We start from the raw sequence: 18332 nt of genomic DNA, 5'->3' as shown, positions 1-18332 counted from the left end.
TGCCGATGAAGGTGCTGAGGGTCCTCAACAACAACGTCGTGCTCTCCCGCGACGAGAACGGCCAGGGCGTCATCCTCACCGGGCGCGGCATCGGCTTCCGCGCGCAGCCCGGCCAGCAGGTCGACCCCGAGAAGATCGTGCAGATCTTCGTGCCGGCCGACGGGCGGGATCCCGACCACCTCGCCGAGGCGTTCGCGATGATCGACCAGGAGATCCTGCGGGCCGTCGTCATCGCGCTGCGCGAGACCGGCATCGAGGATCGCGAATCCCACCGCCCTACGCTCGCCATCGCCGTGGCCGATCACGTCTCCGGCGCCCTTGAGCGTCTGCACCAGGGGATCGAGATCGAGTACCCGTTGCAGGCCGAGGTCCAGACCCTCTATGCCGAGGAGTACGACAGGGCCCGCCGGCTGCTCGTCGAGGTCAACCGTCAGGTGGATCCGAAGCTGCCCGAGCATGAGGCGACAGCTCTCGCGCTGCACCTGGTCAACGCCGGGTTCGCGACGGGTGACCTGTCCTTCACCTACACCATGACCGGGGTCATCCAGCAGATGCTGGCGATCGTGGGGGAGCGGTTCGGGATCGTGGTGGATCGCCACTCGATGGCCGCCGCCCGCTTCATCACCCATGTGCGCTATATGTTCGTGCGCATCCAGCAGCATCGTCAGCTCGACGGTGAGCAGTCCCTGATCAGCCGCACCATCTGCGAGGCCTATCCCGAGGCGACACGCACCGCCGAGCAGCTCGCGGTGATCGTGCGGCTGCGGATGGGCGATGCTCTCTCCTACGACGAGATCGCCTACCTCGCGCTGCATGTGGCCCGGATGACCATGGAGGTGGAGGCCGCCACGACGGCGGTCAGCACGGTGGACAGCGGGGTCGGCATCACAGCCAGCAGCGGAGCTGGCGGCGCGGCCGACAACGCAGGCAGCGGCGCAGCTGGCAGCGCGGCCGACAACGCAGGCAGCAGCGCAGCCGCCAGGGAAGCCGATAGGGGAACCGACAGCGGAGCTTAGGCGCCGTCCGCGAAGGTCGGCGACCCCGCGGGCCGCCCGTGTTCCGGCTCCGCCGCCAGGGCCCAGCTCACCTCGATCAGGTGCTCCGGCTCGTGCAGATCCGCGCCGGTCAGCTCCTGGAATCGCTTCAACCGGTAGCGCAGCGTGTTCACATGCACCGGGATCGACGCGGCGGCGCGTGGGATGTTCAGTCCATGCGCCAGGTAGGCGCGCACCGTCTCCTGCAGCAGCTGCCCGAACGCACCCTCGGCGCGCAGCGGCTCGAGGCGGCGGCGCCGCAGCAGCTCGGTGGCCTCGGGGCTGGCCGTGATCCCCATCCGCCAGGAGAGCGTCCCGAGGTCGGCGAGGCCCCGGTGGCCGACCCGTGCCGCGGCCGTCTGCACACGGCTTGCCGCGACGAAGGACTCCGGCAGTCGAGCGAGAGGGCCGGGTGGGCCCAGCGCGAGGGACAGGCCCTCGGGGTCGACGCCGACGGCGGGCTCGCCGAGCACGAGGCCGACCTCGCCCATGCCGTGCGGAGTGCTCAGGACCTCCACCCCGGCGCGCGCCGCCCAGTCCTGGAGCCGGTGGGCGGTGTCGGCAGCGTCGGACCGGTCCTCGTTCTCCGGCTGACCATTCTCCAGCTGCCAGTTCTCCAGCTGTCGGGCGGAGGGAGCCGCGATGAGCGCACGTGCGGGCGCCTCGCCGGGAACGCCGTAGGCGGCGGCGCCGCTGAGCAGCTCGGTGCGCGGCAGGCCGGTCATCACCGCCTCGATCAGCCAGCGGGAGCGGCGGCCGGAGTCGGCGACGGCCTGGGCGATGCTGCGCTCCTGGTGGCCGATGACGGCGCGGGTGGAGAACGAATCCCCGAGCGACCACAGCAGGGTCGCCACGACCAGCACCTCCTCGGCGGGCAGTCCATGCGCCGGGGCGAGCCGCCGCAGGCGGTCCAGGATCTCCGTCATGCACAGGCGGAAGCCGGCCAGCACGCTGCCCAGCGGCACCCCCTGCCCCATCCGCTCGACGGCGAGCTCCTCCGCCTCGGCGATCTGCTCGGCATCCGGAGAGGCCCCGCGGCGCACGGTGCGGATGCTGAGGTCGATGTTGCGATGGATCGACGCTTCGAGCGAGGCGGAGGGGACCTCGCCGTAGCCGGGCAGGGCCGTACGGATCGCGCTCGAGATCTCCGGCACCAGGGACTCTTCGTGCTCGAGAGCGTCGAGCATCCTGTCCAGGGCCGCGCCGGCGGCGGGCAGAGAGCGGGGATGAGCCATAGGGGCACCCTATCGGCGCCATTGAGGCACCCTATCCGCGCCGTGGAGTCGCCCTTCTCGGCATGCTGGCCGGTCGGCTGACTTCCCTCCAGGTATGTGCAACCCGTAGTATCAGGAACATCAGGTAGCGTGCATCCCGCCGCACCCGCCGGCAAACCGCCCCCAGACATCGTCGTCGAAGGAGAACCCTCGTGCCCGAGGCCGTCATCGTCGCCACCGCCCGCTCCCCCATCGGTCGCGCCCGCAAAGGGTCGCTGAAGGACATCCGCCCCGACGACCTCGTCGGCCAGATGATCCAGGCTGCGCTCGACCAGGTTCCGCAGCTCGACCCCACCACGATCGACGACCTGCAGCTGGGCTGCGCGATCCCCGAGGGCCAGCAGGGCGGGAACCTCGCCCGCACCGTCGCGGTCCGCCTCGGCCTGGACACCGTGCCCGGCGCGACCGTCACCCGCTTCTGCGCCTCCTCGATCCAGACCACCCGCGCGGCCTTCCACGCGATCGCCTCCGGCGAGGCCCGCGTGGTGATCTCCGCGGGCGTCGAGTCGATCTCCTCGAGCTCCGGCAAGCTGATGGACGAGGACGCCCGCGACCCCCTGTTCCGTGACGCCTGGGAGCGCACCGAGAAGCGCGCCACCCGAGAGATCCCCGCCCCCTGGCACGACCCGCGCGAGGACGGCGAGCTGCCCGACGCCTACATCGCCATGGGCCAGACCGCCGAGAACGTCGCCGAGCTGCGCGGCATCTCCCGCGCCGCCCAGGACGAGTACGCCGTCCGCTCCCAGAACCGCGCCGAGGCCGCGATCGCCTCCGGCTTCTACGCACGGGACATCACGCCGGTCACCCTGCCCGACGGCACCGTGGTCAGCGCGGACGACTCTCCGCGCGCCTGTGTCACGCTCGAGGCCGTCGGCGGGCTGGACCCCGTCTTCCGCCCGGGCGGAACCGTCACCGCCGGCAACTGCTGCCCGCTGAACGACGGCGCCGCAGCGCTGATCGTCATGGAGGCGGAGTACGCGAAGGAGCTGGGCATCACCCCGCTCGCCCGCGTGGTCGCCACCGGCGTCTCCGGCCTCAGCCCCGAGATCATGGGCCTCGGACCGGTGGAGGCGACCCGCAGAGCGCTCGCACTCGCCGAGCTGACCATCGACGACATCGACCTGGTCGAGTTCAACGAGGCCTTCGCCGCGCAGGTGCTGCCCGCCGCCGAGGACCTCGGCATCGACCACGAGAAGCTCAACGTCCACGGCGGGGCGATCGCGCTCGGCCACCCCTGGGGCTCCACCGGCGCCCGCATGACCACCACCCTGCTCCACGGCCTGCAGGAGCGCGAGGGCCGCTACGGCCTGGCGACCCTGTGCGTCGGCGGCGGCCAGGGCATGGCCCTCATCATCGAGAGGATGAACTGATGACCAGCAACGACTCCCACGCCCAGCCCGCTCCGCAGCAGTCCGGATGGAACGCCCCAGTGCCCGGCCACATCTCCCCCGGGGGCAACCCCGGCGGCTCCGACGACGCCCGACGGGACAGCGTGGTCACCGACCGCGCCGTCGTCTCCGCACCGGATGCCACGGCCGCCACCCCGGCCGACCTGCTGCCCGCCGCGGCGGACCACTACGCGCTCTTCCAGGACGTCACCGGCGAGGACCTCCAGGCCTGGGCCGACGCCCGCTCGCTCGCCGCCGAAGTGCTTCCGCAGATCAACGACTGGTGGGACCGCGGCGAGTACCCGATCGAGCTGATCGCCCGACTCGGTGAGCTCGACCTGCTCACCGACGGCCTCGACGTGCCCGGCCACCGCACCCTCTCCCCTCTCGCCACAGGCCTGGTGAACATGGAGCTCTCCCGCATCGACGGGAGCGTCGGCACCATGGTGGGCGTCCAGGGCGGGCTTGCACTGCGCTCGATCATGCTGCTGGGCTCCGAGGAGCAGAAGCAGCGCTGGGCCGAGCCGCTCGCCACCGGCGCGGAGCACGCCGCCTTCGCCCTCACCGAGCCTGATCACGGCTCCGACTCCGTCTCACTCGAGACGGTCGCCCGCCGCGACGGGGAGCAGTGGGTGCTCTCCGGGCAGAAGCGCTGGATCGGCAACGGTGCGGGCTGCCACCTCTCCGTGGTCTGGGCGCGCGTGGATGACGAATCGCAGCCGGAGCTGCACGGCCAGGTCAGCGGGTTCCTCGTGGACCAGTCGCTGCCCGGCTACGAGGCCGAGGTGATCCGCGGCAAGGTCGCCCTGCGCGCCATCCACCAGGCCCACATCACCATGACGGACGTGCGGATCGCGCTGGATCAGCGCCTGCCCGGGGCCCGTTCCTTCAAGGACACCTCGAAGGTCCTGTTCGCCACCCGCGCCGGGGTCGCCTGGGGCGCGCTCGGCCATGCCGTGGCCTGCTACGAGGCCGCCCTCGAGCATGCCCAGAAGCGCATCCAGTTCGGCCGACCGCTGGCGAAGGCGCAGCACGTCCAGGTGCGGCTGGCGTCGATGCTGCAGACCCTCACCTCGATGCAGCTGCACTGCGTACGGCTCGCCGAGCTCGAGGCTGCCGGGAGGATCCGCCCCGAGCAGGCCTCGCTCGCGAAGGTGCACAACACCCGCGCCGCGCGCGAGATCGCCTCGGACGCCCGCGACATGCTCGGCGGCTCCGGGATCCTGCTCGAGAACCGCGTGGTCCGCCACCGCAGCGACATCGAGGCCCTGCACACCTACGAGGGCACCGACACGATGCAGTCACTCATCGTGGGCCGGTCGATCACCGGGGTCAGCGCCTTCGCGTGAGTCGCTCCTCCCGCCGGAAACGACTGTCGGGACAAGCGCAGATGCAGAGGCAGATGCAGATGCGGTGACGGGCCGGGCTCCGCGTCCGGCCCGTCACAGCGCGCGCAGCACCGTCGCGAGATCCTCGGTGACGTCGCCGGGGCACACCCGGTGCGTCCAGAGCGCTGCCGGCTCGCCCGCCCGGATGATCCGCATCTCGCCGGTGGGGTCCCCGCAGCCGATGCTGCGCCGCTCCAGGTGCACCTCGTTGACCGCGGTGAGCACGGTGCCGGTCTGAGCCCAGCTGAGCAGCACTCCCTCGGCCGCCTGCTCGACGTCCACCTCGGCGCCCCAGCCCTCCGGGGTGTTCGTCGCCGTCAGCAGCATCCCCTCGCCGCCCCAGCCCCGATCCAGGGAGTACCTCTCCGGCGGGGTGGCCTCGTCGGCGCCCTGGAGGGACTCGTCCCAGGGGCGGATCTCCACGGTCCACTGCTGCCATGGCCGGGCGAGGTGCTCATCGATCCGGCCCACTGCCTCGCGGGCCTCGTCCGACAGCGCGGCCAAGGGTGTCTCTCCCTGGCAGTTCTGCATCGTGGAGCGGTGCGTGATCGAGCCTGAGATCTCGACGATGTCGCTGCCGATGTCCGTGCAGGCGTCGCGGTCCGAGTCGGGGACCGTCGGCTCCCACTCGAGATACGCCTCGGCGGCCTGTTCGACGCGGGCGCGCTGCTCGGGCTCGAGCTCGGTCTCGACCTCGAAGAGCACGGAGTCGTCCGGCAGTTCGAAGCGCAGCACCACCCGATCGCGGTGGATCTCGACGACCTCGTCCCCGAAATCACCCTCCATCGCCATCTGGTGCGAGGTGTAGGTGATGACATCGTCGTGCGTGAGATCGATGCTGTCTGCCGCTGACCCACCGCCGCCTCCACCGCCGCCGCTGCCGGGGAATCCCGGAAGCGGCGGCAGGGTGCAGGCGCTCAGCACCATGGCGAGCCCGCCCAGCAGGGCGAGGCCCCGTGCCACCTGTGACGTCCTCATGCGGTGCCTCCTCGGCCCGGCGCTCCGAGCGCGCTTCCGGTGGATTCATGCAGGTCGATGCCCGAGCACCTGGAGTCATCATAGGGAGATGGCGGACGAATCGGACAGCAGGTCGGCAGGTCGGCAGGCAGCACGGCAGACGGGAGCGGCTCGACCGGAGACCCGCCGGGCACAGCCCTCCCACCAGCTCCGTCAACGTCATCAGAAACGGTCGCTGACGTACGCCGCAGAGCCCCGACTGCTCGCTCAGGGAATCATCCCGGAGGATGAGCGCGGTCTCGAGTGCTCCAGGGGAGGAGTTCCTGCTCCTGACCCTCGACGTCGAACACGGTGCCTGGAAGTTGTCGGACCCCGTGGAGCCACCACTCGTGCGCATCGTGGTGCGCGGCGCTGGCGGAGAGGTTGTCGCACCGCTGGACCCCACCCAGGTCCCGGGGAGCTGCCTCGTGCGGGTGGTCGCCGATCCTGCCCCGGAGGACGCGGTGCTCGAGGTGATCCAGTGGGGGAAGGCCCGGCGCCTCAGCCTGATCGACGGGTTCTCAGTGCTGGCGCTGTCGGCCCGGGACTTGCCGATGAACCGCTCCTTCGGCTGGGCGGGGGACGGAGAACAGCTGCTCCGGCTCGAGATCGATGCCTTCCACTGGTTCTCGCGTCGCGAGGGCGGCGCCGAGCGCCTGCAGCGGGGAATGCGGGTCGTCCTTGGACCTCGGACCCAGCACCCTGCGCCCAGCGCGAGATCGGCTCAGCGGTCCGGCCGGGAGTCCTCGTCCCACCCGGTCTGAGGGCTCTCGCAGGTCTCCCGGAAGACGAACTGGGAGGGCAGCTTCCGTTCGCGGCTGGACCAGTCGATCGCCGGGCGGCGCGATGTCTCGGGCAGGTAGCCGAGGCGGTAGACCGCCATCAGCTCGAGCTCGTCCGGGACCCGCAGGAGCTCGACGATCCCTCGCCAGTTCTCCGGCACCTCCATCGGGAAGGAGACGAACTGGATGCCCATTCCGAGCTGGGTGGTGGTCAGCCAGAGGTTCTCCATCGCCGCGCCCATGCTGAACACCGAGTAGAAGCCGGACAGCGCCTCGGGGCGATACTCCCCGCGCTCGAGCATCACCCCGATCAGCAGCGGCGACCCCGCCACCAGCTTCCGGTTCTCCTCGCCGAGCTTGCGCGGCACCCGCAGCCGATTCATCAGCTTCTGCCCCGAGCTGGTGAACACCTGGCTCGTGAAGGGGCGCAGCAGCGCCGGGAGACGGTCGAACAGCATGCCGCTGCGCGTCTCGTCCATCTCCTGCTGGGAGAAGCGGAAGTACTTGCGGTAGCGATGGAAGAATGTGCCCTCGCCCATCACCTGCGTCATGCTCTCGCCGCTGATCCGGGCGATCTCGCCGATCGTGTCCGGATCCTCGATCAGCACGAATCGCCACGGCTGGCTGTTGAACTGGGACGGGGCCGCGGCCGCGGCGCGGATCAGCAGCTGCTGATGCTCGGGACTGACGGGGTCGGGCCGGAACGGTCCATTGGTGGTGCGGCGGCTGAAGACGGCATCGAGGAATTCCATCATCATCTCCGGGTCAGAAGCAGGGCGGCGGCGAAGCAGGGGGCCGCGAGGGCGGCGGTCCGCGCATGGCGGGCCAGCGGACGTGACCCCCGGCGCTGCAGCAGCACGAGAGGGATCACCGCCGCGCCCAGGGCGACGGCCGACGGGTCGCGGCGGACCGTGCCGAGAGCGAGGGCCAGTCCCGTGGTGGAGGCGGTGGCGATGAAGAGCCCGTGGTGAATCCATCGCGCTCCCGAGGTGTCGACCAGGCCCGCCGCCACACTCAGCCCCAGCGCGGCATTGGCGGCGTAGCAGGTGCCGGCGATGCTCACCGCCGTGCGGACGATGCTCATGGGCGAGCCTCCTGGAGAGGTGGGGTGGTGGTGACGGGGACCCGCGGCGAGCTCAGCGGCTCCCGAGAGGCAGCATTCGCGCGAGGGCCTCCAGCCACGGTCCCAGCTCCCAGCCCTGCGCCGCGACCCAGTCATCGTCGAAGTAGGTGTCGGTGTACCGATCGCCGGGATCGCACAGCAGCGTCAGCACCGAGCCGGACTCCCCACGCTCACGCATCTGCCCGATCAGCTGCGCGGCTGCCACCAGGTTCGTGCCGGTCGATGCGCCGACGCGCCGCCCCAGATGCTCGGAGAGATACCGCGCCGCAGCGACCGACGCCGCATCGGGCACCCGGATCATCCGGTCCACCACCCCGGGCACGAAGCTCGGCTCGACCTGCGGGCGGCCGATCCCCTCGATCCGGGAACCGCGGTCCGTGGTGACCGTCGGATCCTGCTGCACCCACCCCTCGAAGAACGCGGAGTTCTCCACGTCTGCCACGCACAGCGAGGTGGGCAGACTGCGATACCGCAGCAGGCGGCCGAAGGTCGCGCTGGTGCCGCCGGTCCCGGCGCCCACCACGATCCAGCGCGGCACCGGATGGGGTTCGAGCTCCAGCTGCGCGAACGCGCTGACGGCGATCGAGTTGTTCCCGCGCCAGTCGGTGGCCCGCTCCGCGTGGGTGAACTGATCCATGAAAAGCCCGCCCTGCTCATCGGCCAGCCGCTGCGCCTCCCGGCTCATCGACTCCGCGCTCGCGACCACATGGCAGTGGCCGCCGGCGGCTTCGATCAGTGCGATCTTGCGGGTGCTGGTGCCGCGAGGGATCACCGCGACGAACGGGATGCCCAGCATCCGCGCCACATGCGCCTCACTCACCGCCGTCGAGCCGGAGGACGCCTCGATCACCGGCATCCCCGGCCGCAGCTGACCGTTGACCAGCGCGAACAGGAACAGGGAGCGGGCCAGACGATGCTTCAGACTGCCCGAGGCATGGGTCGACTCGTCCTTGAGGTAGAGCTGGATGTCCCATTCGGGGGGCAGGTCCACGTTCACCAGGTGGGTATCTGCGCTGCGTCGGCCGTCGGCCTCGAGCCGACGGATCCGCTCCGCCACCCATGCCCGCAGTGAATCATCGCTGCGATCCACATCCTCGAGGTGCTGCGGCCACGTCGCTGTGTCATCCATGCGATGACGGTAGCCCGTGCCGAGTCCTACTTGGTGCGCCGCGCAGGCTTCGGTGCGGCCTGCGCGGTGAGCTCGGCGTCCTCGAGCCGGAACACGACGTAGAAGACCGTGCCCAGCAGCAGCGAGAGGAGCACGATCACGCTCAGCGGGGTGGATTCCGGCAACAGCACGTGGAACAGGAGCGGCCCACCGGCCATCCAGCCGCTGAGCAGAGAACGGGGCCCGCCGATGGCAGGGAGGGAGGAGCCGCGGCCGTGGTGCCGGATCTGGGTACGGGCAACGATGATGGTGCCGATCGCCAGGATCAGGACCCCCAGCCCCAGCCCCAGGTCGCTCAGGGGCGAGGGGTAGCCCCCGAGCATCCCGTAGGTCCCGACGGTGTAGAGCGCGGCGCCGAGCAGGTGGGTTGCCCAGGACACGCGTTGTGCCGGGTGGGTTGGGTGGCCGGTCTGCGTGCTCGTCGTGGTGGGTGCTTCGGTATGCATCGTGCCCTCCTCGTTGCTCCCGCCACCGTACGGGCCTTGTGGCCAGCTGTCATGGAGTGCGCACGGCACCAAAGGTGAGCCGGCGCCGCAGCGCGAAGCCGAGCCTCTCGTAGCCGGTGATCGCTGCGGTGTTCTCGGCGGAGGCATGCAGCAGCGCGCGGTCTCCGCGCTCCTGGATGCGGAAGGCGACGTCGAGCACCAGGCGGGAGGCGAGTCCCTGGCGGCGGTGCGCCTCGTCCACGGCGACAGCGCTGATCTCGGTCCAGCCCTCGGGGTGCAGGCGCTCGCCGGCCATCGCGATCAGTCGGCCCTCGCGGCGGATGCCCACGTAACGGCCCAGCTCGTGGGTGCTCGGCTCGAAGGGACCGGGCCTGGTCCGGGCGACCAGTGCGAGCATGTCGGCGCTGTCCTCCTCGCCCAGCTCGATGGCCTCCTCATCAGGTCGCGGCGCGAGGCGGTCGGTCTGGACCAGCTGCACGCCGGGGATGGAGAACACCGGTGCCCACCCTGCGGGCAGCAGCGGATCGGCATGGGAGACGCTCACGGCCGCGCCATGGCCGAACACCTCGAGGATCGCGTCCCAGACGTCCGGATGTCCCCAGTCGCGCACTCCCACGAACGGTGAGACGTCGCTCGGATAGCGCAGCACGTGCTCGTTCCCCTCCGCGAGGTGGCGGTGGTGGCCGGTCAGCGAGGACCAGGCAGGGTTGTCCAGCACGGCGTGCTCCGCGGCGGGAGTGCTCGAGCCGGGAGTGCCGGAGCCGGGAGTGCTCGAACTGGCGGTGCTCGAACTGGGGATGCTCGAGCCGGCGGTGCTCGAGCTGGGGGCGGGAGCGGCGTCTGTCCGCGCCTTCCCGCGCGCTTCGATGTGCGGCGGCTCGGGGGCGGGGGAGTCCTGGAGCATCATGCGAGGTCCTCGTGCTGGGGAGGGTCGGCAGGGCCGACGGGTGACGCGGACACGCTACTCCCGACGGAGCCTCGGCATCCGATAGCGTGATCTCGTCCGCCGTGCCTCGGCGACCCCTCTCCAGGAAGGACCGCGGCCGTCACGGGCCGCACCGCGTCATGACTCAGCCTCCCCAGCCCCCTTCACCCTCCGACGCTCAGGGACCCTCCGACGCTCAGGGCTCGCAGCACCCCGGAGGCGCGCCGACGCCTGGTCCCGGTCAGACGCCCGGCCCCGGCCAGCAGCCGGGGGGCCAGCAGTGGCAGCCCGTGCCCGGCCAGGACCCCCAGCAGAGCCAGCAGGGCCAGAACGGCCAGTCCGGCACCGCCATTCCCGGCCAGCTCCCGGTCATGCCCCAGCAGGGTGCGGCAGGCGGGAAGTCCGGGCTCGGCAAGGGCCCGATCCTCGTGATGGTGGGCTGTGGCCTCCTGGTGCTGGTGCTGGTGCTCTCGCTCGTCGGGTTCTTCGGCGTCCGCGTGCTGATGGGCAGCGGCGATGATGAGCAGCCCACCTCCTCGCAGGAGGAGTCCCCGGCCGAGGAGGGGTCCACCGCGCCGGAGGAGACCACCGACCCCGAGGAAGAGACCTCGGAGCCCGTGGAGGGCGCGACCACCGAGCCCGAGGAGACCACCGAGCCCACCGAGGAGGCGGCGCCCGTCGGCGAGGCCAACGCAGTGCCCAAGGGCACCGTCGTCACCCTCGAGGACCCCAACGATTTCGCCGGCTCGATGGACATCGTCATCGGCGACGTGAACTGGGATGCCACCGAATGGGTGAGCGAGCAGAACAGCCACAACCCGCAGCCCACGGACCAGGGCAAATACATCATGGTCCAGGCCGAGATGACCTACCACGGACCGGACACGTTCAACTCCTTCGCGTTCGGTCCGATCGACTACGTCGCGGCCGACGGCACTCCCTATGAGGATGCCGGCGTCGTCACCCCGGATACCACCAGCAAGCTGGCACTGCAGGATGGTGAGTCCGGCACCATGCACTTCGTGTTCATGACGCCGGCCGACCTTCCCGAAGGCGGTCACTTCGTCGTCGCCGGCTCGCTCCCCCTGGATGAGGTGCTCGTCGAAGGGCAGTGGGTCGAGGCCGCCTGAGCCCCGAAGCCGCCTGATCCCGGGGCGGCGTAAGCCCCGCCCGCGGCAGCTCTCCCGCAGCGCCCCCGTTCACCCATGGTGACCGGGGGCGCTGCGCATGGGATCGGAGGGGTGGTCAGGCGACCAGCGCGTCGATCTGGTCGATCGCCGAGCGAGACCCCTCCTCCACGCCCATGTCGAGCACGGTCTGCAGTCCCTCCCGGCTGGCGAAGGTGGTCACGTAGACCGCCCGGGTGCCGCCGTCCTGCGCGGTGAAGGTGCTCACGCAGGTCGAGACCGGCAGCTCGGTGTTCGGTGAGAAGTCGTCATGGGCGAACCCGTCCTCGTAGGTGAAGGAGTCCGGCTCCTGGACCGCGAGCACGTTCCAATACCCCGGGAAGCGTTCGCCCTCGGGGCCGGTCATGAAATAGGTGACCCGGCCGCCGGGGGTGAGGTTGTGCTCGACCACGGTGGCGGGATACCCCACGGGCCCCCACACCTTCTCGAGCTGACGCGGATCCGCGTAGACCTCCCAGATCCGCTCCACCGGCGCGGCGAACTGCGCGGTGATCGTGAGGGTGAGGTTCTCCAGATCATGGGTGATGTCGGTGACAGGCATGGTCACTCCTTCGTGGTGGGCGCGGGGTCCCGGTGGGATGGAACGGGTGCGGGGTCGGACTCCAACAGCTCGTCAATACGGGTGATGTGGTCCCGCCAGCCGCGCTCGAGCTCGGTGAGGAGCTCGGAGGCGGAGCGGAGGGTTCCGGCGTCGCCGCGGGTCAGGGTCTCCCTGCCGTGACGGCGTCGGATGATCAGCCCGGCCCGCTCGAGCACCACAACGTGCTTCTGCACCGCCGTGAGGCTCATGGAGTAGTTCCGGGCCAGGGAGGACACCGACTGCTCGTGCTCCAGCACCCGGCGCAGGATGTCCCGCCGAGTGCGATCCGAGAGCGCGTGGAACCAGGCATCCGCTCTGGCGTCGTCGTTCCTCTGCATGCGAAAAACCTACAACCATTTGGTTGTGACTGGAAGGGGTGCAGACAGACTTCTTGCGGAGACGGCGGGCGGGGGTCGGCAGGGATGGCGCACAGCGGGCAGTGGAGGGGTCGAATCGCGGGCCCGGCGCGCCTATGCTCGATGGCATGGCACAGGGGCGGGATTCTTCCACCGGCTATGACTGGGAGGACCTCACCGACCCGTCCGAGCCGGCGCCTCTCGCGTTGCCCGATCGTGGGCTCGGCTCGACAGGCCGGGCGTCGGCGGCCGGCCCTGAGCCGCCGAGCCTCGGTGACGATCAGCCAGGCCGCAGCAGGGACGCCGCCCGTTCAGTGCCGGGGGAACCGGTCCCGCACGACATCGTCCAGGACGACGCACCTTTCGGGGCTCCCTCCTTCACCTACGACCCGCAGGAGCCCCTCGACGAGGAGCCGCGCCGCAGTGGATTGCCGGCCTGGGCGATCGTCGCCATCGTCTTCGTGCAGGCGGCCGCGCTGGTCGCGGTCGTCGGCCTCGTGGTGGGCGGGCTGCAGCGGCTCGGCGCCCCGTCCCCCGCGACGCCCGCAGCTGCCCCTGCCAGTGAGGAGGAGAGCGCGAGCGTGCCCGCCTCGCAGGCCTCCCAGGAACGGGAGCCAGGCACCGTCACCGACTCCGCAGGACGGGAGGTGACCGACGGGACCGGCGGGTACGACCGCCCGGCGACCATCGGAGAGCACACCGTCAGCTGGACGGCTTGGACCGATGGAGCTCTCAGCGTCACCCCGCTCGAGGTGGACCTCGCGGCTACCGCTCCCGGAGCGGACGGCAAGGACGTGGTCCAGGACGGCTACCGACTGGTCCTGGTGACCTTTGCAGTGCGCTACGACGGGCCCGGCCAGCTGGCTCCCGTGGAGGAGCTCTGGCTGACCGGTGAATCGGATCGCACCTACTTCCCCGATATCGCCCAGGGCCTGGTCCCGGACCCGATGACGTCGATCAGCCCTCTGGGCAGCGGCGAGAGCGCGCAGTTCCGCAGCGCCTACCTGGTCCCTGAGCGGGAGGTCGACACCTTCCGGCTGGGTGTGGAGACGTTCACCGGGGAGATCCTGTACTTCACGACCGCATGACCGCTGGCGGGCGCCCCTGCTCGAGGGCGCTGACCGGGGTGCTGAGTGAAGGTGCTCACCGCAAGCGGCCGCGCGTGCGCTAGCGTGACGGCGGATCGTGGAGTGCGATCCCGACCTGAACTGTCCGCCGAGGAGGGGAGACCGTCGCACTGCGGGCCACGAGTCCGCTCCCGCGTCGCGCACCGCCATGCACCAGAGCCCACCCCCTCACCCCTCGCACCGCACCGCCCTCACCGAGCCACTGCCTGCGCGGGCTCCTCGCACCTCCTTCTACCTGACCGTCGGCTGCCTCTCCGTGATCGCCGGACTCGTGCTCGGCGTCGGTGGATTCTTCGGCGTGCGCGCCCTCCAGCACGGGGGAGGGATCTCGATCGCCGGCGGAGGGTCCGACGGCGGCGGGGACGAGCAGGGCACGGAGACGACGCCCCCGACCTTCGACGAGATGCCGGTGGGGCCCGAGGATGCCGTGCCCTTCGGGAGCACCTTCCCGTTCCACTCCACCACGCTCGGAGCTGACGTCGACGTGACCGCGACCGCCATGGACTGGGATGCGACCTCCGAGATCCTGGAGGCCAACTCCCTCAATGCCGAGCCGGAGGAGGGAAACAAGTACGTGCTGCTCACGCTCGAGGGTCTCTATCACGGTGACAGCGACTACCCGTCGTCGTTGCAGGTCTGGATGCGGGCGGTCTATATCGCCGAGGACGGCACCGAGCACAGCCGTGCCTTCGTCGTGACCCCGCACTACGACGACCTCCTCGAGCAGCGCGGTGTCACCGCAGGAGGCACCTTCCTCTCGGAGCTCGCCTTCGAGCTCCCTGCAGAGGTCGAGGGTGGAGGGCACTTCGTGCTCCTCGACGATATGCAGGTGACTGAGGAGGGAGCCTGGATGGCGGCATCCTGAGCCAGCGCCCTGAGCCAGCGCCTCGAGCCAGTGCCTCGGGCTGCATCCTGGGCCGGCACCTGGAGCTGGCACGTGGAGCCGGTGACGTGAGCTGCCGCGCTCGCGGTGGGAACGGCTGGCGTCGGTGGACACCTGCCGTCGACCTGAGGCATGATCTACATGAAACCCGCAGTATCAGACAATCCTGCGGATGTCGCCTGCCCTCGACGAAGAGATCGCGAAAGGTCACTGATGAGCAGCTACACCGAGCACGTCACCCGAGTCCTGGCCGAGGACCGCGAGCATCCCGGACTGGGCACGGTAGCCGTGCTGACCTTCGCCCCGCCGGAGGGGGAGGAGCGACGTCCCGCCACCCTCGGGCCACGTTCGATCGACGCCGTCACCGGCGCGATCGGTGCCGCCCTGGATCGTGCCGAGGCCGGGGAGATCCAGGCGATCGCCATGACCGGCACCGGCCGCGTCTTCCTCGCCGGCGCCGACCTGTCGATGTTCGCCGACCCCACCGCGGTCGCGAACGTCAAGGGCATGACCAGCGCCGCCCATGACCTGCAGGTCCGCGTGCGCACCAGCTCGGTTCCAGTGCTCGCCCACCTCAACGGGGTCGCCCTCGGCGGCGGCCTGGAGGTGGCGCTGATGGCGGACGTCCGCACCGCGGGCCCCGCAGTGCGCGGCCTGGGTCTGCCCGAGACCAGCCTCGGCATCCTGCCCGGTTGGGGCGGCACCACCCTGCTGCAGGCAGTCGTCGGCGCCGATAACGCGGTGCGGATGATCCTCGAGGACCCGGCCCGCGACCGGCAGCTGAACGCCGAGCAGGCCCTTGAGATCGGACTGGTCGACGAGCTCGCGGAGGACTTGGACGAAGCGCTCGACGAGTTCGCCGCCCTGGTCGCCGCGCATGACGACCTCGACGAGGCCGACGCCGACGTGGTCGATCCCGCGCTCGCCGAATCCGCTCCCACCGGCACCGTCGCGGCCGACGGTGCCTGGGGCGGCCGCACCGCACCGCTGCCCGCCGCCGATACGCCGGAGGCGGAGGCGCTGCGCGATGCGCTCGATGCCGCCCACGGCCCGGCCGAGACCCGCCGCACCTGGGCCGCTCGGCTCGAGGCGCAGGGCGCCCCCGCCGTCGGCCGCGCCCTGGAGCTGCTGCAGCAGCTCCCGGGCTCCACCCTCCCCGACGCCCTCGCCCGGGAGGCTGCTGCCCTCGAGGAGCTGGTGCGCAGTGACGGTGCCGCGGCCTCGATGTACACCGCCGAGCTGCTGCGTCGCGGCAAGCCCGGACGCGCCCCCGTCGAGGGCGCACGCGAGATCCGCCGGGTGGGCGTGGCCGGCGCGGGGCTGATGGCCTCGCAGATCGCCGCCCAGCTCGCTCTCGGCCTGCAGGTCCCGGTCGTAATGCGGGATCTCGATACGGAGATCGCCGCCAAGGGCCTCGCCGCGGCCCGCGAGGTCATCGCCCAGACCGCCGCGCGGGGGCTGCTCGACGAGGCGGCCGCCGCCCAGATCTCCGAGAACCTCTCCGCCACCACGGACCTCCAGGAGCTCGCCGGCTGCGACCTCGTGCTCGAGGCCGTGCCCGAGGTGCTGAAGATCAAGCAGTCCGTCTTCGCGGAGCTCGAGACCGTCCTCGCGGAGGACGCGCTGCTGGTCACCAACACCTCCTCGCTCTCGGTGATGCAGATGGCGGAAGGCCTCGCCCACCCCGAGCGAGTGGTGGGCCTGCACTTCTTCAACCCCGTCGCCAAGATGCCGCTGGTCGAGGTGATCCACACCGAAGCCACCGACGAGACCACCCTCGCCACCGGCCTCGAGGTGGTGCGGAGGCTGCGGAAGTTCGCGGTGCGCAGCGCCGACGCCCCCGGCTTCATCGTCAACCGGCTGCTGTTCCGGGTGCTCGGCGCGGTCCTCGCCTCCGTCGACGCGGGCGCCGATCCGGCGGAGGTCGATGCCTCCCTCGACGCCCTCGGCATGCCGATGCGACCCTTCGAGCTGCTGGACCTGGTGGGCCTCGCTGTCGCGGACCACGTCGGCACGGTGCTCGCCGAAGAGCTCGGGGACCGCTTCCACGCCTCTCCGGGACTGCATTCGATGGTCGAGAAGAAGGCCCACTTCACCGAGCGCAGCAAGACGTCCGTGCACCCGCCGGTCTCCCCGACGGTCGCCGAGGTGTTCGCCGCGGAGCCGCACAGCGGCGCGGCGCCGCACAGCACGGCACGGACGGACGCGCCCGTCGGCGACGCGCTGCTGGAGAAGGTCCAGGACGGACTGGCCGAGGAGATCGCCCTGATGCTCGAGAACGGCATCGTCGAGCGACCCGAGCAGGTGGACCTCGCGCTGATCCTCGGCGCCGGCTTCCCCCGCCATCGCGGCGGCATCACGCCCTACCTCGACGCTTCGGGTGCCTCCCAGCGGGCCACCGGCCGCACCTTCCACGGGGAGCTGTTCACGGGCCGCGGCTGAGCAGCACCCTGCTGTCCGCCGCCCCGGGACCTGGCTCCGGCCGGGCCCGGGGCGGCGTGCTTCGTGACCTGATAGCGACCAGACCGAATCGGGACGGGGCCTGAACGCGCCGTACGATGTGGCGCACAGGCCCAGGGGGTCTCGGCCATCGCAGGTCGTGTCAGCAGAGAGGGGACGGCGCCGTCACCGGCGTCGGAGCAGAACATGTCGCAGCCACCGCAGAACGGATGGGGCCAGCCCCCGTCCGACGATTCCCATGCCCAGCAGCCCGCACCGGGCGGCTACGGCTCGCCGTCGCAGCCGTCGCAGGGCTATGGCCAGGACCAGGCCGGATCCGGCCAGCAGGGCTACGGCCAGCAGGGCTACGACCAGGCCTCCCCGAACGCCGGATACGGGCAGGACCCCTCTTTCGCTCCGAGCTTCGGGGACGGCGGCGGGCAGGGCTTCGCACCGCAGGGCGCACCCCCGAAGAAGTCCAACAAGCTCCCGATCATCATCTGCGCCGGCTGCGCAGTGCTCGCGCTGCTGCTGATCGTGGTGGGCGGCGGCATCTTCCTGTTCACCCGCAGCGGTGGAGAGCCCACCGGAGGTGGCGAGACCACCACGCAGGAGCCCAGTGAGGAGCCGTCCGAGGAGCCGAGTGAGGAGCCCTCGGAAGAGCCCAGCGAAGAACCGTCGGAAGAGCCCAGCGAGGAGCCCTCGGAGGCCCCGGCCGGTGACGGCGGCGGCACCGAGGACAGCCCGTACGCGCTCGGCCAGCAGTTCACGCTCGAGGATGGGGAGGGCGGCACCCTCGACATCACGATCGGCGAGATCAACTGGGAAGCGACGGAGGCGGTGATGGCGTCCAGCTCGACCAACACCGAGGTCTCCGAGAACCAGACCTACATCCTGGTCCCGGTCTCGGTCACCTATCACGGCGACGACTCGGCGGAGCCGATGCTGCTGCTCAGCCTCGAGTACCGCAGCGAGGCCGGCGGGACCTACTCGGACGAGGGCGCGCTGACTCCGGAGAGTCGAATCTACGTCGACACCCTCAACGACGGCGATAGTGGGAGCTGGGACTACGGGATCATCGTCCCGGTGGATGAGGTGAAGGCCGGCAGCTTCGTCGTCCGTCCGCTGTGGAACTTCAGCGCCGACGACACCTGGGTGAAGGCCGCCTGACTGGAGCACTGACCGTCAAGGCCACGTCGGCCTGCAGCGAGGTAGCGGCGTGGGCGGCCGTCAGCT

18 protein-coding genes are annotated in these 18332 nt (G+C 70.8%); 9 read left to right on the top strand and 9 right to left on the bottom strand.

All coding sequences use genetic code 11. The features are described 5' to 3' along the window. The first annotated feature begins 5 nt into the window (after positions 1 to 5). On the top strand, positions 6 to 1016 hold the full coding sequence (locus tag ACT3UF_RS05285) for a PRD domain-containing protein (RefSeq protein WP_442331902.1): 1011 nt from the start codon (positions 6 to 8) through the stop codon (positions 1014 to 1016). On the opposite strand, the gene ACT3UF_RS05280 is transcribed toward ACT3UF_RS05285, so the two are convergent. Continuing rightward, positions 1013 to 2269 (bottom strand): helix-turn-helix domain-containing protein, encoded by a 1257-nt coding sequence (locus ACT3UF_RS05280; RefSeq protein WP_444502154.1) that lies wholly within the window; start codon positions 2267 to 2269, stop codon positions 1013 to 1015. The two genes, ACT3UF_RS05285 and ACT3UF_RS05280, sit on opposite strands and share 4 nt — an antisense overlap. Before the next feature lie 191 nt (positions 2270 to 2460). Between ACT3UF_RS05280 and ACT3UF_RS05275 the strand changes: the two genes are divergently transcribed. Next, positions 2461 to 3678 carry an acetyl-CoA C-acetyltransferase gene (locus ACT3UF_RS05275; protein ID WP_441445398.1) on the top strand — a complete coding sequence of 406 codons (1218 nt, stop codon included), beginning with the start codon at positions 2461 to 2463 and terminating at the stop codon, positions 3676 to 3678. After that, the gene (locus ACT3UF_RS05270; RefSeq protein WP_444502155.1) at positions 3678 to 5045 is read left to right on the top strand and encodes an acyl-CoA dehydrogenase family protein; all 1368 of its coding nucleotides are present in this window, start codon (positions 3678 to 3680) and stop codon (positions 5043 to 5045) included. Before ACT3UF_RS05275 ends, ACT3UF_RS05270 begins: the two co-directional genes overlap by 1 nt. A gap of 93 nt (positions 5046 to 5138) precedes the next feature. Here ACT3UF_RS05270 and ACT3UF_RS05265 read toward each other — a convergent pair whose 3' ends face one another. Further along, complete coding sequence (locus ACT3UF_RS05265) at positions 5139 to 6062, bottom strand: hypothetical protein (protein WP_441445400.1); 924 nt, start codon at positions 6060 to 6062, stop codon at positions 5139 to 5141. Positions 6063 to 6328: 266 nt separating this feature from the next. Between ACT3UF_RS05265 and ACT3UF_RS05260 the strand changes: the two genes are divergently transcribed. Continuing rightward, complete coding sequence (locus ACT3UF_RS05260) at positions 6329 to 6844, top strand: hypothetical protein (protein WP_442331905.1); 516 nt, start codon at positions 6329 to 6331, stop codon at positions 6842 to 6844. On the opposite strand, the gene ACT3UF_RS05255 is transcribed toward ACT3UF_RS05260, so the two are convergent. From ACT3UF_RS05255 to ACT3UF_RS05235, 5 genes are read right to left on the bottom strand one after another with little or no spacing between them, the layout of a single operon-like run. Continuing rightward, a complete protein-coding gene (locus tag ACT3UF_RS05255) occupies positions 6805 to 7614 on the bottom strand; it encodes a nitroreductase family protein (protein ID WP_444502169.1) in 810 nt (269 codons plus the stop codon). The two genes, ACT3UF_RS05260 and ACT3UF_RS05255, sit on opposite strands and share 40 nt — an antisense overlap. 2 nt (positions 7615 to 7616) lie before the next feature. Next, on the bottom strand, positions 7617 to 7946 hold the full coding sequence (locus ACT3UF_RS05250) for a hypothetical protein (RefSeq protein ID WP_442331906.1): 330 nt from the start codon (positions 7944 to 7946) through the stop codon (positions 7617 to 7619). A 52-nt stretch (positions 7947 to 7998) separates the two neighbouring features. Next, positions 7999 to 9114, bottom strand: a complete 1116-nt coding sequence (locus ACT3UF_RS05245) for a PLP-dependent cysteine synthase family protein (RefSeq protein WP_444592010.1) — start codon at positions 9112 to 9114, stop codon at positions 7999 to 8001. Positions 9115 to 9140: 26 nt separating this feature from the next. After that, on the bottom strand, positions 9141 to 9599 hold the full coding sequence (locus ACT3UF_RS05240; RefSeq protein ID WP_441445404.1) for a hypothetical protein: 459 nt from the start codon (positions 9597 to 9599) through the stop codon (positions 9141 to 9143). Positions 9600 to 9648: 49 nt separating this feature from the next. Continuing rightward, the gene (locus tag ACT3UF_RS05235) at positions 9649 to 10506 is read right to left on the bottom strand and encodes a GNAT family N-acetyltransferase (protein ID WP_441445405.1); all 858 of its coding nucleotides are present in this window, start codon (positions 10504 to 10506) and stop codon (positions 9649 to 9651) included. Between the two features lie 308 nt (positions 10507 to 10814). Between ACT3UF_RS05235 and ACT3UF_RS05230 the strand changes: the two genes are divergently transcribed. Next, positions 10815 to 11654, top strand: a complete 840-nt coding sequence (locus ACT3UF_RS05230) for a hypothetical protein (RefSeq protein ID WP_444608122.1) — start codon at positions 10815 to 10817, stop codon at positions 11652 to 11654. 115 nt (positions 11655 to 11769) lie between these two features. On the opposite strand, the gene ACT3UF_RS05225 is transcribed toward ACT3UF_RS05230, so the two are convergent. Both ACT3UF_RS05225 and ACT3UF_RS05220 read right to left on the bottom strand, forming a co-directional pair. Further along, positions 11770 to 12252: an SRPBCC family protein gene (locus tag ACT3UF_RS05225; RefSeq protein ID WP_442332704.1), complete on the bottom strand. Its 483-nt coding sequence runs from the start codon at positions 12250 to 12252 to the stop codon at positions 11770 to 11772. A 2-nt stretch (positions 12253 to 12254) separates the two neighbouring features. Beyond that, complete coding sequence (locus tag ACT3UF_RS05220) at positions 12255 to 12629, bottom strand: ArsR/SmtB family transcription factor (RefSeq protein WP_444592009.1); 375 nt, start codon at positions 12627 to 12629, stop codon at positions 12255 to 12257. 146 nt (positions 12630 to 12775) lie between these two features. Between ACT3UF_RS05220 and ACT3UF_RS05215 the strand changes: the two genes are divergently transcribed. From ACT3UF_RS05215 to ACT3UF_RS05200, 4 genes are all read left to right on the top strand, one after another. After that, positions 12776 to 13735, top strand: coding sequence for a hypothetical protein (locus ACT3UF_RS05215; RefSeq protein WP_444502157.1), 960 nt, complete (start codon positions 12776 to 12778; stop codon positions 13733 to 13735). A 187-nt stretch (positions 13736 to 13922) separates the two neighbouring features. Beyond that, positions 13923 to 14639 (top strand): hypothetical protein, encoded by a 717-nt coding sequence (locus ACT3UF_RS05210; RefSeq protein ID WP_444502158.1) that lies wholly within the window; start codon positions 13923 to 13925, stop codon positions 14637 to 14639. Between the two features lie 231 nt (positions 14640 to 14870). Then, positions 14871 to 17099 (top strand): 3-hydroxyacyl-CoA dehydrogenase NAD-binding domain-containing protein, encoded by a 2229-nt coding sequence (locus ACT3UF_RS05205; RefSeq protein WP_444502159.1) that lies wholly within the window; start codon positions 14871 to 14873, stop codon positions 17097 to 17099. A gap of 204 nt (positions 17100 to 17303) precedes the next feature. Continuing rightward, complete coding sequence (locus ACT3UF_RS05200; RefSeq protein ID WP_441444551.1) at positions 17304 to 18266, top strand: hypothetical protein; 963 nt, start codon at positions 17304 to 17306, stop codon at positions 18264 to 18266. Positions 18267 to 18332: the final 66 nt, after the last annotated feature.

Origin of the sequence: Brachybacterium sp. AOP24-D1-21 (assembly GCF_052378665.1) — a bacterium.
Taxonomy (GTDB): Bacteria; Actinomycetota; Actinomycetes; order Actinomycetales; family Dermabacteraceae; genus Brachybacterium.
This window is presented reverse-complemented; position numbering and strand designations above follow the sequence as displayed.

Coding starts and splice junctions, on each gene's coding strand:
- ACT3UF_RS05285 (WP_442331902.1), top strand. CDS start 6: ATGAAGGTGCTGAGGGTCCTCAACAACAACGTCGTGCTCTCCCGCGAC.
- ACT3UF_RS05280 (WP_444502154.1), bottom strand. CDS start 2,269: ATGGCTCATCCCCGCTCTCTGCCCGCCGCCGGCGCGGCCCTGGACAGG.
- ACT3UF_RS05270 (WP_444502155.1), top strand. CDS start 3,678: ATGACCAGCAACGACTCCCACGCCCAGCCCGCTCCGCAGCAGTCCGGA.
- ACT3UF_RS05265 (WP_441445400.1), bottom strand. CDS start 6,062: ATGAGGACGTCACAGGTGGCACGGGGCCTCGCCCTGCTGGGCGGGCTC.
- ACT3UF_RS05260 (WP_442331905.1), top strand. CDS start 6,329: ATGAGCGCGGTCTCGAGTGCTCCAGGGGAGGAGTTCCTGCTCCTGACC.
- ACT3UF_RS05255 (WP_444502169.1), bottom strand. CDS start 7,614: ATGGAATTCCTCGATGCCGTCTTCAGCCGCCGCACCACCAATGGACCG.
- ACT3UF_RS05250 (WP_442331906.1), bottom strand. CDS start 7,946: ATGAGCATCGTCCGCACGGCGGTGAGCATCGCCGGCACCTGCTACGCC.
- ACT3UF_RS05245 (WP_444592010.1), bottom strand. CDS start 9,114: ATGGATGACACAGCGACGTGGCCGCAGCACCTCGAGGATGTGGATCGC.
- ACT3UF_RS05240 (WP_441445404.1), bottom strand. CDS start 9,599: ATGCATACCGAAGCACCCACCACGACGAGCACGCAGACCGGCCACCCA.
- ACT3UF_RS05235 (WP_441445405.1), bottom strand. CDS start 10,506: ATGATGCTCCAGGACTCCCCCGCCCCCGAGCCGCCGCACATCGAAGCG.
- ACT3UF_RS05225 (WP_442332704.1), bottom strand. CDS start 12,252: ATGCCTGTCACCGACATCACCCATGATCTGGAGAACCTCACCCTCACG.
- ACT3UF_RS05220 (WP_444592009.1), bottom strand. CDS start 12,629: ATGCAGAGGAACGACGACGCCAGAGCGGATGCCTGGTTCCACGCGCTC.
- ACT3UF_RS05215 (WP_444502157.1), top strand. CDS start 12,776: ATGGCACAGGGGCGGGATTCTTCCACCGGCTATGACTGGGAGGACCTC.
- ACT3UF_RS05210 (WP_444502158.1), top strand. CDS start 13,923: ATGCACCAGAGCCCACCCCCTCACCCCTCGCACCGCACCGCCCTCACC.
- ACT3UF_RS05205 (WP_444502159.1), top strand. CDS start 14,871: ATGAGCAGCTACACCGAGCACGTCACCCGAGTCCTGGCCGAGGACCGC.
- ACT3UF_RS05200 (WP_441444551.1), top strand. CDS start 17,304: ATGTCGCAGCCACCGCAGAACGGATGGGGCCAGCCCCCGTCCGACGAT.